Origin of the sequence: Corynebacterium sp. CCUG 65737, assembly GCF_024454115.1 — a bacterium.
In the GTDB taxonomy this organism is placed as follows: Bacteria; Actinomycetota; Actinomycetes; order Mycobacteriales; family Mycobacteriaceae; genus Corynebacterium; species Corynebacterium genitalium.
Window position 1 is genome coordinate 104,833 of record NZ_JAGPZB010000005.1, and the last position, 13,722, is coordinate 118,554.

Consider the following 13,722-nt stretch of genomic DNA (forward strand, 5'->3'; position numbering starts at 1 on the left):
CGAGAGCCCAAGATATTTCACTACCCTTGGGGCCATGACCGACATCACCTCCACCGCTGCCTGGAACAACCTGCTCAAGCTTCACGCCGAGAAGCAGGCGACCACCCTGCGCGAACTGTTCGCCCACGATGACAACCGTGCTGAGACCTACACTTTTGACGCTGCTGGCCTGCACGTCGACCTGTCCAAGAACCTCGTTGACGCCGACATTCTCGCCGCGCTCGTGGAGCTTGCCGAGGAGGCCGACCTGAAGGGTGCCACGGAGAAAATGTTCACCGGCGAGCACATCAACTCCACTGAGGACCGTGCTGTGCTGCACACCGCGCTGCGCATCCCGGCGGAGCGGGATCTGAAAGTCGACGGCCAGGACGCTGCAGCAGACGTCCACGAAGTGCTGGGCCGGATGCGCGATTTCGCCTCCAAGCTGCGCTCGGGCGAGTGGCAGGGACACACCGGCCACACGATCAAGAAGGTGGTCAACATCGGTATCGGCGGCTCGGACCTGGGTCCCGCGATGGCGGCAAACGCGCTGCGCACGTACGCCACGGCGGGCATTACCGCCGAGTTCGTCTCTAACGTCGATCCTGCTGACATGTCCCGGGTCCTCGATGAGGTCAATCCGGAGGAAACGCTGTTCATCGTTGCATCGAAGACCTTCACCACGCAGGAGACCCTGTCCAACGCGCATGCTGCGAAGCGTTGGCTGCTGGAGCAGTTCGACGGTGACAAGTCCGCCATCGCGAAGCACTTCGTAGCGGTGTCCACGAACGCGGAGAAGGTCGCCGAGTTCGGCATTGACACTGACAACATGTTCCCGTTCTGGGACTGGGTCGGCGGCCGCTACTCGGTCGATTCCGCGATCGGCCTGTCGCTCATGGCGGTCATCGGCCCGCAGGACTTCATGCGCTTCCTCGAAGGCTTCCACGCGATGGACGAGCACTTCCGCACCACCCCGATCGAGCGCAACGTCCCGGCACTGATGGGCCTGCTCAACGTCTGGTACCGCAACTTCTACGGCGCGCAGACCCACGCTGTGCTGCCGTACTCCGAAGATCTCTCCCGCTTCCCCGCCTACCTTCAGCAGCTCACCATGGAGAGCAACGGCAAGAGCACGCGTATCGACGGCTCCCCCGTCACCGTCGACACCGGCGAGATCTTCTGGGGAGAACCGGGCACGAACGGGCAGCACGCCTTTTACCAGCTCATCCACCAGGGAACGACGATGATCCCGGCGGACTTCATCGGCTTTGCCACCCCGAAGGAAGACCTGCCGACGGCCACCGGTGAAGGATCGATGCACGATCTGCTCATGGGGAATTTCTTCGCTCAAACCAAGGTGCTTGCTTTCGGGAGGACGCAGCAAGAGGTGGAGGCAAGTGGCGTCGATAAGCAGCTGGCGCCGCACAAGGTCATGCCGGGCAACCGCCCGACCACCACGATCCTCGCCCCAGAACTCACACCGCACGCGCTTGGCGCGCTCATCGCGCTGTACGAGCACATCACCTTCACCCAAGGCGTGATCTGGGGCATCAACTCCTTCGACCAGTGGGGTGTTGAGCTGGGCAAAGAGCAGGCCAACCAGCTGGCGGGCGCTGTCAGCGGCGAAGAAACACCCGACACCGGCGACGCTTCAACGGACGCGCTGATTCGCTGGTACCGCGAACAAAAGTAAATGAAATGCGGTTGATCGGCGCCGCCTGCGGTTATTCTTGACAACCATGGGCGACGCCGTATCACGCGATTCTTATACCCCGAAACAGCGGACGCAGTACCGCAATTACCTGCTCGACGAGCTCGAGGTTTTTGACAAGCACCTCCAAAAGGCCGAATTCGTCGATCACGGCACGATCGGTTTGGAGCTCGAGCTCAACCTCGTCGACGAGAATGCAGCGCCTGCGGGTTGCAACGATGCGGTGCTCGCTGAGCTTTCAGATGAATACCAGGCCGAAGTCGGGCGCTACAACGTCGAGGTGAACCACCCTCCGTTGTCGATGGAAGGCGACGGGCTCACGAGGCTGCACAACGGACTGAACGAGCGCCTGCACAATGTGCAGGAAGCCGCGACGGCGGCAGGAGCGCGGATGGCGATGATCGGCACCCTGCCGACCGTCACCACCGAATACCTGAAAAGCCCCGAGTGGATGACCAAAGAGAACCGCTACGCTGCCCTGACGAACTCGGTGATGCAGGCCCGCGGCGAACTCGTAGACATCGACATCGCGCGCGAAGAGCGGTACCGAGAATCCTTTGAGGACATTGCTACCGAGTCCACCTGCACCTCGATGCAGCTGCATCTGCAAGTCGCCCCCGACCGTTTCGCGGACGCGTGGAATGCCTCCCAAGCTATCGCGGGCGTGCAGGTGGCGCTCGGAGCAAATTCCCCACTGTTCTTAGGCCACCGAGTGTGGCACGAATCCCGCATCCCCATCTTCCAACAGTCCATGGACACCCGCACCGCGGAGCTGGTTAACCAGGGCGTGCGGCCGCGCGTGTGGTTCGGTGAACGCTGGATCACGTCCGTGTTCGACCTGTTCGAGGAAAACGTCCGCTACTTCTCCCCGCTCATCCCGGAAGGCCGCGCCGAAGCAGGCAAACCGATCATGGACGGCAACAGCCCCGGCCTGCACTACCTCAATCTGCAGAACGGCACGATCTGGCGGTGGAACCGGCCGATTTACGATCCGTCGACGGAGCTGTCCCACATCCGCGTGGAGAACCGCATCCTCCCGGCGGGCCCGACGACGATCGACATCATTGCGGACGCAGCCTTCTACTACGGCATGGTCAAGTTCCTCGGCGAACAGACTCGACCCGTCTGGTCGCGCCTGACTTTCACCGATGCGACGAATAACTTCTTCGCCGGCGCGCGCGACGGCCTCGGTGCCCGGGTTGTGTGGCCCACGCTGGGGCGTATCGACGTCTCCAACCTCGTCCTCAACCACCTCCTAGACCAAGCACGACTCGGGTTGGAGATGCTCGAGGTCGGCGAGAACTTGATTGACAAGTACCTGGGCGTCATCGAAGGGCGCGCGTGGCGGCGCCAGAACGGCGCATCGTGGCAGCTCGATGCATTGGCCTCCACCGGCGCAGGCACGAAGCCCGGTTCCCCGGAACGCCAGGACGCACTTGCCCGTGTGCTCGAGGCGTACCTGGAGAATCAGAAGACCTCCGCCCCGGTGCATACCTGGTCAACAGATATCTAACGGTGCGCGTTTCTAGTCCAGATACCTTTAGCGGATAGAGTGCTAGAGGACTGACCGCCAGAAGAAAGAGTGACGCGTGTCCGGAATCATCGATTGGATTGTCAACCTCATGGATGCCCTCGGCGCCCCTGGCGTCGGCATCGCGATCCTGCTGGAGAACCTCTTCCCGCCAATCCCCTCGGAGGTCGTGCTGCCGCTGGGCGGCTTCACCGTCGCGCAGGGTTCCCTGAACTTCGTGTCGGTGTTCATCTGGGCGACCATTGGTTCCGTCGTCGGCGCGTACATGCTCTATGGCCTGGGTGCGTGGTTGGGCGCTGACCGCCTGCGCGCCATCGCGGATTGGATGTGGCTGGTCAAGGCCTCCGACGTGGATAAAGCTCTGGAGTGGTTCGACCGTTACGGCAAGCCGTCGATTTTCTTCGGCCGTCTCATCCCCGGCGTGCGCTCGCTGATCTCCATTCCCGCCGGCCTCGACCGAATGAACCTGCTCACTTTCGGCCTGTGGACCACCCTGGGCTCCGGCATTTGGAACTTCATCCTGATCTACCTCGGTTTCAAGCTCGGTGAGAACTGGGACGTTGTCGAGCGCTACGTCGACCAATACTCCAAGGTCGTCTACGTCCTGCTCATCCTCATCATCCTAGGCTTTTTGGTCTTCTTCATCCGCCGCGCCATTCGTGAGCGCAACGAGACCGCACCGCAGGGCTAACGGGGCCGCATCCCTTGCGGAAAAGTTGACAAACTGGATTTCCACCTAGCAACGTAACTGCAGCTCACAGCGTTTTAGTCGTTTGAGCACGGTCCCGCTATGTCAACTTTTCCGCACGGCGCGTTCTGCCCAGCCCTCTGGCTCTGGCTGGCAGGTGGGGCACCACCAGATCACGCGCTCAAGGTCACCCGCACCGCCGAGGAACCCGTTTTTGATCAAGGTGGCGCAGCGCCGGCAGGGCTTGTTGTTGCGACCGAAGACGTAAGCCGTCTCCCCGGCCCGTTTCACCCCGGTGGAGACGCGTTTGACCTCATCTTTGTTCGTCCACATGAGGCGGCGGGAGATATCGACGATCGACCGAACCTTCTCCTCCCCCAACTCCCCAACGGTGCGGGCAGGGTGGACGCCGGCGAGGAAGCAGATCTCGGCGCGGTATTCGTTGCCAATTCCCGCGACACGGTATTGGTCCAGGAGCGCACGCCCGATCTCTCTTTCCGGTGCGGCGAGAATGCGTCGATAAGCCTCCGCAGAATCGAAGTCTTCCGCGAGCATGTCTGGGCCGAGATAGCCCATCTCTTCCTCGTACGCGGCGGCAGGGAAGACGTCGACAAGACCGAGGGAATGGCCGACCAGCTCGATATCGCCGGCCGGATCCGCAAGCTGGAGCACAACTCGAGCTGTGTGACCAGGCTTCTTCCATCGGCTGCCCGCGCGATGGACTGACCAGGTTCCCTCCATCTTGAGGTGGGTGTGCAAGATCTCGGGCTCGTAGCCGCCCGCGCCGAACTGCATGAACAAGTGCTTACCGTAGGGCCAGACACGCTCGACGGTCATGCCGGTGAAGTCGACGGTGGCAAAGCGGGGAACGCGCAGAGAGCACTTGGTCACCTCGCGGCCGGTCATGAACTGCAGCCGTTTGGACAGCTGGTAGACGGAATCACCCTCGGGCATCTGTGTCCTCCTCGTCAGACGGGTCGTCGAAGCTGAGGTCGTCCAGCTCCATCGACTTGATCGCGTCGGTCACCGTCCGGCCACGGCGCTTCGGCGAAGCAACCGTTCTGCCGCCGATCTTCGCGCCCTTCGGTGAACCGGCCGCACCGTACTCTTTCAGGGTGAACGCGGGCCCGCCGTTGAGCTTTTCGACGGTCAACGGCGTCATCCGCCCCTGCCCCACAACATCGGCGAGCGCCCCGACGACCATGCGTAGAAGCTCCGCGTCCCTTTCGCCGTGAGCGACGACCCCTTCGGGGAAGCCGTCGAAAAAAGTGGTCATGGTCTTGCCGCCACGGGTGATGTGGGCGGCGAGGAGGCCGTCGATAAGCACGACGAGCGCGCCGGCAGTCCGTGTCGGGCCGGATTCTGGCCATGGCAACGCCGCGCCGTACGGGTTCGCGGGGTCGGTGGCGGCAAGCACGTAGACCTTCGGTTCCTTGGTGCCGGACGGCCAGCCGACGAGGTCATCTGAGTCCTGGTGCCCGCGCAAACGGTCGATCGTGGCTGGCGTGGAGAATTGCGCGGCGCCGAGCCCTTCGACGAGGTAGCCGCGCATGGCTTTGCCGGACTCCTCGAAACCGGAGAGCGTCTTATAGGCCAGGGCGAAACCGCCGGGGATGTCCTCGGAGACGATGCTGCCGCGGGTGACCACGCCGTAACGGTCAAGCCACGCTTCACCGTGCGCCAGCGAACGTTGCGTCGGATCAGTGTCAGGCGTTGGTGTCGCAGCCCAGCGCCCGGTCATGTCCGGCGGAGTCACGGTGGTGAAGGTGGTGCGCCCAGAGCGGATTCTGCTTCTCGACGGCCGCCGCTTCGCCCTGTGCGCCGTCTTCCCATGCTTACCGCCGGCGAGGCGAGCACGGATCGGAGCGAACGAGTCAGGTGCGATCAGACCCGCCTCGACGAGATCCCACACGGACTCGCGGAGCTCGTCGGTGGTCGCGCTGCGCGCACCACCGACACCATCCAACAAGTCAGTGAACAGGTAGCCGCCGCCGGCGCGGATCTTGTCCATCACCTGCTGCTGGGTAAGACTGAGCAGGGGTTCTTCCGGGATCGGCATGAGTTGGGCGGCGTAGTCGGCGGGCAGCAGCATGATCCACGGGTCGCGTGCGCCGGCCTTGCCAGCCCCGACGATGACGACTTCGCCGCCCAGCGTCAGCTCATCGAGCATCTCCGGGGAGTAGTCGCCCACGCGCGACGGGAGGATCATGGACTCCCACGCGCTGGCAGGAAGGCGGACGCCAGCGAGCTGCTCAATGACCGAATACACGCCGTCCGCACCGCGCAACGGCGGCCGCGTGCCGGCAGGGGCGATGTTGAGCCAGGCCGGCATGAACCGGCCGAGCGCCGATTGTGAGACCGGGCGAGTCTGCGCGCGGGCAGCGGCGAGCGACCGGGTGCGCACGATGCGCAGAACCTCGGCGGCCATGTACTCCTGCTCGTCAACACCCTGGCGGTAGCGGCCTTCAATGACCTTGTCGGCGTCAACCAGCGGGGTCAACGCCGTGTAGGCCGCACCGACCGACAGACCGAATGCCTCAGCCAGGTCGCGGAGCGTGAACGGCCCACGCGTGCGCACCCAGCGGCTCACCAACTGGTTCAGAGCGTCCGGGATGGTGGCCACTTGGGCGGGGATGCCGGGCGGGACAGGGACGCCGAGCCCGTCGCGAAGCAGGGGCGCGTCGAGTGATTGCGCCAGATGCTCGCGGCCGCCGATGCGCACCACCATGACTCGCTTTGTCAGGCTCTTTTCGAGACTTGACAAAGGAACCGAGGTATAAGTGGTCAATTCATCCAGAGGGATGGGGCCGACGATGCGCAGCGTGTCCGCGAACTGCTCGGAGGTGTCCGCCTTGCCGAGGCGACGAAGGGAGGTGTCGACCTCTGCGATGACATCAGCGTCGAGAAGCTCTCTTAGCTCCACGGTTCCCAGCAATTTAGCTAGCAGCGACGGGTCGAGCGAGAGGGCCGCAGCGCGCTTTTCCGCCAGCGGAGTGTCGCCTTCGTACATGAACGCGCCGGTGTAGTTGAACAGCAACGACGAGGCGAAGGGGCTCGGCTGATCCGTGGTCACCTCAGCGACGCGGATGCGGCGGGTAGCCAGCTGGCGCATCACGTCCTGCAGCGCCGGCAAATCGTAGACATCCTGCAAACACTCGCGGACTGTCTCGAGGATGATCGGGAAGGACGGGTAGTTGCGGGCGACGTCAAGAAGCTGCTCGGCGCGTTGGCGCTGCTGCCACAAAGGCGCGCGCTTGCCCGGATTGCGGCGCGGAAGAAGCAGCGCGCGGGCGGCGCACTCGCGGAACCGGGAGGCGAAGAGCGCTGAGTTGCCCACCTGCTCAGTCACGATGTCCGCGATCTCGTCTGCGTCGAAGCCGAACACTGACGCATCCGGCTCCTTCTCGCCCTGCGGCAGGCGCAGCACAATGCCGTCATCACCCGCGACAGCCTGGGCATCCATACCGGTCTCCTGCGCCACGCGCCACCCCGTCGCCAACGCCCACGCGGCATTGACCCCTTTGCCGAACGGGGTGTGCAGCACGACCCGCCAGTCCCCCACCTCATCCGTGAAGCGTTCGAGGACCAGCGTTTTCTCATCAGGGATGATGCCAGTCGCTTCCTCCTGCTCGTCGAGGTATTTCAGGAGGTTGTCGCGGGCGTACGCATCCAGGCTCGGGTCGATCTCACCGCCGCTTTTCGCTTCTCGACGAAACTCGCCAAGCGCAAGACCCAATTCATACGGCCGGCCCAAACTGTCGCCGGACCAGAACGGCAAGCGGCCGGTGTGGCCCGGCGCGGGGCTGACCTGGACCTGATCGCGCGTGATGTTCTCAATCCGCCAACTGGATGCGCCGAGTGTGAACACGTCTCCGACGCGGGATTCATAGACCATCTCCTCGTCGAGCTCCCCGACGCGGCGCGGTCCTCTTCCTCCGTCTTGATCGCTTGCGATCAAGAACACGCCGAACATACCGCGGTCTGGAATCGTGCCGGCGTTCGTGACAGCGACGCGTTGGGCTCCTGGGCGGGCTTTCAGGGTGGTGCCGTCGAGGATCGCGCGGGGACGCAATTCCGCGAAGTCGGTGGATGGATAGACGCCGACAACGAGGTCAATGACCGCGTCGAAAACTTCGCGGGCCAGGTCACGGTACGGCCAGGCGCGGGTGACGGTCTCGTACCAGTCGTCGACTTCGAGGTCCTCCACCGCGACAGCGGCGACGGTCTGCTGTGCGAGCACGTCAAGCGGGCTTTTCGGGGTGTGCAGCTCCTCGATCAGGCCCTCACGCATACGGGGCACGGTCACCGCTGTTTGGACGAGATCGGAACGGTGCTTTGGGTAGAACGAGCCCTCTGACACGGCTCCGACGGAGTGCCCGGCGCGACCGACGCGCTGCAGCCCCGAGGCCACCGACGGAGGGGATTCGACCTGGACGACCAGGTCCACCGCACCCATGTCGATGCCGAGCTCGAGCGAACTCGTAGACACCACTGCCTTGAGGGTGCCTTCCTTCAGGGCAGTCTCCGTGGTCACGCGCTCTTCTTTGGACACGCTGCCGTGGTGGGCGCGGGCGATCACTGGCGCGGCTTTGCCTGCCAAGTCGGTCGCCTTCATCAGTTGCGCTGGTGGGCGCCGAAGTTCCGGGCTGAGTGCTTCCGGGTCGTGCTCCGCCGCCCAGATCTCGTTGAGGCGGCTGGTCAGGCGCTCCGCGGTCCGGCGCGCGTTGACGAACACGATCGTCGAGCGATGCGCCATGATCTCCCGGTACAACTGCGCCTCGATGTGCGGCCAGATGGACGATTGGCCCGGAGTTGGCGGCGGGGCGAGGTCCCTCTTCTCTTCGGGCCCGTCCAAGTTGAAGTCGAGGACATCGTCGGGAATGGACGAGGTGTCGATCACCGCCTCCCCGATCGGCGAGCCCTCCTCCGGCACGGGCAGGTCGCTCATGTCCTCGACGGGCACGTGGACGTCGAGCTGCCATCTCTTTTCCGCCGGCGGGTTCACGATCGAGGTGCGCTCGCCCAAGAAATTCGCCACCGCGTCGAGCGGCCGAACGGTGGCCGAGAGACCGATGCGCTGGAAATTCCCGGCAAGGCGGCGCAGGCGCTCTAGCGACAGCGCCAAGTGGACGCCGCGTTTCGTGCCTGCCAGGGCGTGGATTTCATCGATGACCACGGTATCGACGGTTTTCAGAATCCCCGCCGACTTGCTGGTCAGCATCAAGTACAGGCTTTCCGGCGTGGTGATGAGAATGTCCGGGGGTTTGCGGGCCTGCCGGTTACGTTCGGCCTGCGGGGTATCACCGGAGCGCACCGCCACGGAGATATCCGGCATGTCCAGCTCCATACGCTGTGCCACACGGGCAATGCCGGTCAGAGGTGCGCGGAGGTTATTCTCCACATCCACGCCGAGGGCTTTGAGCGGCGAAATGTAGAGCACCCGCACGCCCTCGCGCGTTCCCGTGGTGGTGCGCTGCAGCGCCGCATTGTCGTCGAAATGCAGGGCTTGCTGGCCGGAACGCTGCACCATCGAATTGAGCGACCAGAGGAAAGCCGCCAGCGTCTTACCGGAACCCGTCGGGGCGACAACGAGGGTGTTCTCCCCCTCCGAGATCGATTTCCACGCACCCTCCTGCACCGGAGTCGGCGCGGCGAAGACCTCCTCGAACCACGTGGCCACCTGCGGGTGGAAGCGATCGAGAATGCGACCGGAATCCCCGCTCACAAATCGGTCAGAAGGTCTGTCAGGCACGCCTTCACCTTAACCGGCCGGAACATAACACTTAACTTCCCACATGTGTGATGTTAAGTGGGAAGTTAAGTGTTATGTTGCGCTACAAAAGCAGTCGGCCACAGCACACGAGGACACCGCGCACGCGGTAAGGTCTAGGCCATGACGGCAACGTACTCGGACTCACGGTTGACTAACCTCATTGCGCTTGGCACCGGCGAAATCCTCAAGGGCATCCGCGGTGTGGGCCTACTGCGCGGCCGCGAGTTGGGGGAGGCAGGCGACGATCTCGCCCAGAACTGGATCGCGCGTGTGCTGGCGCAGCACCGCCCAGATGACGGATTCTTGTCCGAGGAGGCGGTCGACGATCTGGCTCGCTTGGACAACCCGCGCGTGTGGATCGTGGATCCACTGGACGGCACGAAGGAATTCGCCACCGGCCGCCAGGACTGGGCGGTGCACATCGCGCTCGTCGAAAATGGTGTGCCCACCCACGCCGCAGTCGGCCTGCCCGACTTGGGTGTGGTGTTCAAGTCCTCCGACGTGCGCCACGTCGAGGGCCCGCTGTCCCGCAAGATCGCACTGTCGCACAACCGTCCGCCGGCGGTAGCGAAGTACGTCGCAGAGAAGATGGACTTCGAGGCCGTGGGCATCGGCTCTGCCGGCGCGAAAGCCATGCACGTGCTGCTCGGCGATTACGACGCCTATATTCACGCCGGCGGCCAGTACGAATGGGACCAGGCTGCCCCTGTGGGCGTCGCTAAGGCAGCTGGCCTGCACGCCACCAGCCTGGACGGAACCGAGGTGCGCTTCAACAACGAGGACACCTATGTCCCTGACCTGTTGATCTGCCGCCCGGAGCTCGCCGATGAAATTCTTGAGCACGCCGCAGCGTATAAGGAAGAGCACGGCAGCTACGAAGGCATCGCCAAGTAGCCGCACCACACCCCCGCACGACCCCGCAAAGAGTGAGTGAATGACTGGGACGACCATCCCCACCCCGTACGAAGATCTGCTACGCGAAATCCTTGAGACTGGCACGCCGAAGTCCGACCGCACCGGCACCGGCACGATCAGCGTGTTCGGCAAGCAGCTGCGCTACGATCTCGCCGATTCTTTCCCCTTGTTGACCACGAAGAAGGTCTATTTCAAGGGTGTTGTCGGCGAGCTTCTGTGGTTCCTCAAGGGCGATTCGAATGTCCGCTGGCTGCAGGAGAATAATGTCCGCATCTGGAACGAGTGGGCGGATGAAAATGGCGAGCTCGGCCCGGTCTATGGCGTCCAGTGGCGCTCCTGGCCGACCCCGGACGGCCAGCACATCGACCAGATCCAGAATGCGCTCGACCTGCTCACCAGCGACCCGGAATCACGCCGCAACGTGGTCTCGGCGTGGAATGTCTCGGAGCTAGACAAGATGGCGCTCATGCCGTGCCACCTGCTCTTCCAGCTCTACGTCGCCGACGGCAAGCTGTCCATGCAGGTCTACCAGCGCTCCGCGGACATGTTCTTGGGCGTGCCGTTCAATATCGCGTCCTATTCGTTGCTCACCCACATGTTCGCACAGCAGGCCGGCCTCGAGGTCGGCGAGCTTATCTGGACGGGCGGCGACTGCCACATCTACAATGACCACATTGAGCAGGTCAAAGAACAGCTGTCGCGCGATCCGCGCCCGTACCCGCAGCTGGAGCTCACCAAGGCGGAGTCCATCTTCGATTACGGCTTCGAGGATATTGCGGTCACCGGGTACGACCCGCACCCGACGATCACGGCGAAGGTCTCGGTGTAACGATGGTCGGCGCAATCTGGGCCCAGTCCGTCGACCGCATCATCGGCAACGGTGCGGGCATGCCGTGGCACCTGCCGGAGGACCTCAAGCATTTCAAGGAGACCACCCTGGGCGGCCCGGTCATCATGGGTCGTCGCACGTGGGATTCTCTGCCGATCAAGCCGCTGCCAAGTCGCACGAACATCATCATTTCCTCGCGCGAAGCAGGCACGTGGTCGAAGGGCGCGTACGTCTACCGCGACCTGCCTGACTTCGACGCAGAAGCATGGATCATCGGCGGGGCGCAACTTTATGAAGCCACGCTCGACGAGGTCGACGTCATCGAGCGCACGCTTATCGACGTCCACCTCGCCCCTTACCTCCCCCACGATGCCGTGTACGCTCCCCAGATCACCGAGGATTTCGACCTGGTCAGCGAAACTGATTGGTTCACCTCTGAGCGCGGCCGCGTGACTATCGAGGGCGTTGAGGACTCTCCGCTGCGCTACCGCTTCCAACGATTCGAACGAAAGGCCCAATAACAATGGCTACCACCCCGGAAACAACCTCCCCTGTCACCGTCTTCGCCGCCTCCTGGTGCCCGTTCTGCACCAGGCTGCTCGCGGACCTGCGCTCCGCCGATGCCCCGCACGAGATCGTCGATGTCGAAGCCCCCGGCAACGAGGATGCATCCGCCTGGGTCGAGTCCGTCAACAACGGCAACCGCGTCGTGCCCACCGTCCTTTACTCCGACGGCGCCCACGCCACGAACCCGCCCGCCGGCGAGGTGCTGGCGAAGATCGCCGAGCTGAACTAACCCCGCGCGGCAGCGGCGTCACTCGGCGCCTGCGCCGTCTTCCTGAACACGATGGCCACCGCCGCGACAGCGATAGCCGACGCCGCGAACTGCACCAGCATGGCCCCCATCGATCCAGGGATGCCGTAATCCTGCATGCTGCCGATGGTGTTCCATGCCGCGTGCACCGCGACCACCATTCCGATGCTGTTGAAGTACCACGCTAGCCCGATGTAGAGCAGTCCGTCGAGAAGGTAGTGCAAGAAAGCTGCCGGAGAGCTGGGCATGTGAACCGCGATGAACAGCAGCGTCGCCAGTGCGGCACCTATCAACGGCTGCTTGGTCCACGCGGTGAACGCCTGGAACACGACCCCGCGGAACGCCATTTCCTCGCCTAATGCCGCGAGAACGATCATGATGATCTGCAGCGGGAAAGTCGCGCTGAGTCCTGCGATCGAGTCCTTCCACGACGCATCGAAGAGCAGGACACTCAACGTGCCGAGCACAACGAAGGAGACCGCCAAAGCCAAGAGGTACGCGCCGACGAGCGCGACTGGCCGCGTGAACCTACCCCCAGTCAAGACAGACAAGACCGGCCGGCGGCCCAGAAACCGCACGGCGATCATAACAGCCGGAATCTCCACCGCCACGGAGAGAAACAGGAAAAGCTCCTCGTATTTCTCTGACGCCGGGTCAGCGCCAGAGAGCAACATCACCCCGCCAACAGCGAACGCGAGCGCAAGGGTCAAAACGACTGCCGCGATCATCTCCAAAAGCGGTTTCCACCAGGTGTAATTCGGCTGGTTGCGAGAACCGAAAGGGAACGATTTCGAACGCAAATCCACGAAGCAAGCTCCATTTCTAAAATAGCTTTCCCAAATAAAGGCGAACTACCCCACGATAGGAACTCACACGGTCTGGTGCACACGGAGAAGGATAAGAATTGATTTGCGCTCCAGAGAGTGTCTGGTTCGGTGACATCGTTCCGCATGTCTCATGAGATCGTTCCGGTGCTAAGCCCCATCATGTCTCGTCACATCGTTCCGGTGAAGAAAGGCTTGCCCGGCCGGATGGCCAAATTGCCCCACGCGCGCCGAAACAGATGTCTCACGACATCGTTCCGCCAGGCGTTGTATGCGAACCGGGAACGCCAACGGAACGTTCGATGATGAATACGGGACCTGCCTGCTTAACGCAGGACTCCGAGCGCTGCTGCCTCAAGGCTGAATTCGCATAAGCCCGACCTAGCGGCCGCCTTCAGACCATCCGGGGCAGCCAGCGCGTCGATCCGTCCAGCCGGAATCCACGGATACAAAGCTCTCGAATCCCCGACAATCACCCCGCCTTGGGGCACACCGAAATAGAAAAATCTCGAGACATAACCGGAACGATGTCTCGAGACAACACAAAGCGCCCCAGAGAGGAATCGAACCTCCGACACCGGCTTTAGGTGGCTGGTATGGCCGTAGGTAATGGTAGAAACGCTCCGGTGCTGGTCGTCGGGTACGTCTGACCACGCTT

General features: G+C 63.2%; 10 protein-coding genes. 7 read left to right on the top strand and 3 right to left on the bottom strand.

What is annotated here, in order from left to right; genetic code table 11:
* Nucleotides 1-34 precede the first annotated feature (34 nt).
* The 3 genes from pgi to KBX17_RS05715 all read left to right on the top strand — a co-directional run bounded on the left by pgi (nt 35) and on the right by KBX17_RS05715 (nt 3,912).
* Nucleotides 35-1,672 carry a glucose-6-phosphate isomerase gene (pgi, locus tag KBX17_RS05705; protein WP_256018870.1) on the top strand — a complete coding sequence of 546 codons (1,638 nt, stop codon included), beginning with the start codon at nt 35-37 and terminating at the stop codon, nt 1,670-1,672.
* A 46-nt stretch (nt 1,673-1,718) separates the two neighbouring features.
* Nucleotides 1,719-3,203 carry a glutamate-cysteine ligase family protein gene (locus tag KBX17_RS05710; RefSeq protein WP_256018872.1) on the top strand — a complete coding sequence of 495 codons (1,485 nt, stop codon included), beginning with the start codon at nt 1,719-1,721 and terminating at the stop codon, nt 3,201-3,203.
* 76 nt (nt 3,204-3,279) lie between these two features.
* Entirely contained in the window at nt 3,280-3,912 is a 633-nt protein-coding gene (locus KBX17_RS05715) for a DedA family protein (protein ID WP_255997119.1), read from the top strand.
* Nucleotides 3,913-4,014: 102 nt separating this feature from the next.
* On the opposite strand, the gene KBX17_RS05720 is transcribed toward KBX17_RS05715, so the two are convergent.
* Nucleotides 4,015-4,863 (bottom strand): DNA-formamidopyrimidine glycosylase family protein, encoded by an 849-nt coding sequence (locus KBX17_RS05720; RefSeq protein WP_256018873.1) that lies wholly within the window; start codon nt 4,861-4,863, stop codon nt 4,015-4,017.
* Nucleotides 4,850-9,661 (bottom strand): DEAD/DEAH box helicase, encoded by a 4,812-nt coding sequence (locus KBX17_RS05725; protein ID WP_256018875.1) that lies wholly within the window; start codon nt 9,659-9,661, stop codon nt 4,850-4,852. Before KBX17_RS05725 ends, KBX17_RS05720 begins: the two co-directional genes overlap by 14 nt.
* Nucleotides 9,662-9,802: 141 nt before the next feature.
* Between KBX17_RS05725 and KBX17_RS05730 the strand changes: the two genes are divergently transcribed.
* The 4 genes from KBX17_RS05730 to KBX17_RS05745 are packed head-to-tail and all read left to right on the top strand — an operon-like array spanning nt 9,803 to nt 12,222.
* Nucleotides 9,803-10,576 (top strand): 3'(2'),5'-bisphosphate nucleotidase CysQ, encoded by a 774-nt coding sequence (locus KBX17_RS05730; RefSeq protein ID WP_256018876.1) that lies wholly within the window; start codon nt 9,803-9,805, stop codon nt 10,574-10,576.
* 40 nt (nt 10,577-10,616) lie between these two features.
* A complete protein-coding gene (locus KBX17_RS05735; RefSeq protein WP_256018878.1) occupies nt 10,617-11,426 on the top strand; it encodes a thymidylate synthase in 810 nt (269 codons plus the stop codon).
* A 2-nt stretch (nt 11,427-11,428) separates the two neighbouring features.
* Nucleotides 11,429-11,947 carry a dihydrofolate reductase gene (locus tag KBX17_RS05740; protein WP_256018879.1) on the top strand — a complete coding sequence of 173 codons (519 nt, stop codon included), beginning with the start codon at nt 11,429-11,431 and terminating at the stop codon, nt 11,945-11,947.
* Between the two features lie 2 nt (nt 11,948-11,949).
* Nucleotides 11,950-12,222: a mycoredoxin gene (locus KBX17_RS05745; RefSeq protein WP_256018881.1), complete on the top strand. Its 273-nt coding sequence runs from the start codon at nt 11,950-11,952 to the stop codon at nt 12,220-12,222.
* Here KBX17_RS05745 and KBX17_RS05750 read toward each other — a convergent pair.
* Nucleotides 12,219-13,046, bottom strand: coding sequence for a type II CAAX endopeptidase family protein (locus tag KBX17_RS05750; RefSeq protein ID WP_256018882.1), 828 nt, complete (start codon nt 13,044-13,046; stop codon nt 12,219-12,221). The two genes, KBX17_RS05745 and KBX17_RS05750, sit on opposite strands and share 4 nt — an antisense overlap.
* Nucleotides 13,047-13,722 lie beyond the last annotated feature (676 nt).

Bases quoted from the DNA above. Each gene is read 5' to 3' on its own strand.
- KBX17_RS05740 (WP_256018879.1), top strand. From the start codon at position 11,429: ATGGTCGGCGCAATCTGGGCCCAGTCCGTCGACCGCATCATCGGCAAC.
- pgi (WP_256018870.1), top strand. From the start codon at position 35: ATGACCGACATCACCTCCACCGCTGCCTGGAACAACCTGCTCAAGCTT.
- KBX17_RS05745 (WP_256018881.1), top strand. From the start codon at position 11,950: ATGGCTACCACCCCGGAAACAACCTCCCCTGTCACCGTCTTCGCCGCC.
- KBX17_RS05720 (WP_256018873.1), bottom strand. From the start codon at position 4,863: ATGCCCGAGGGTGATTCCGTCTACCAGCTGTCCAAACGGCTGCAGTTC.
- KBX17_RS05735 (WP_256018878.1), top strand. From the start codon at position 10,617: ATGACTGGGACGACCATCCCCACCCCGTACGAAGATCTGCTACGCGAA.
- KBX17_RS05710 (WP_256018872.1), top strand. From the start codon at position 1,719: ATGGGCGACGCCGTATCACGCGATTCTTATACCCCGAAACAGCGGACG.
- KBX17_RS05730 (WP_256018876.1), top strand. From the start codon at position 9,803: ATGACGGCAACGTACTCGGACTCACGGTTGACTAACCTCATTGCGCTT.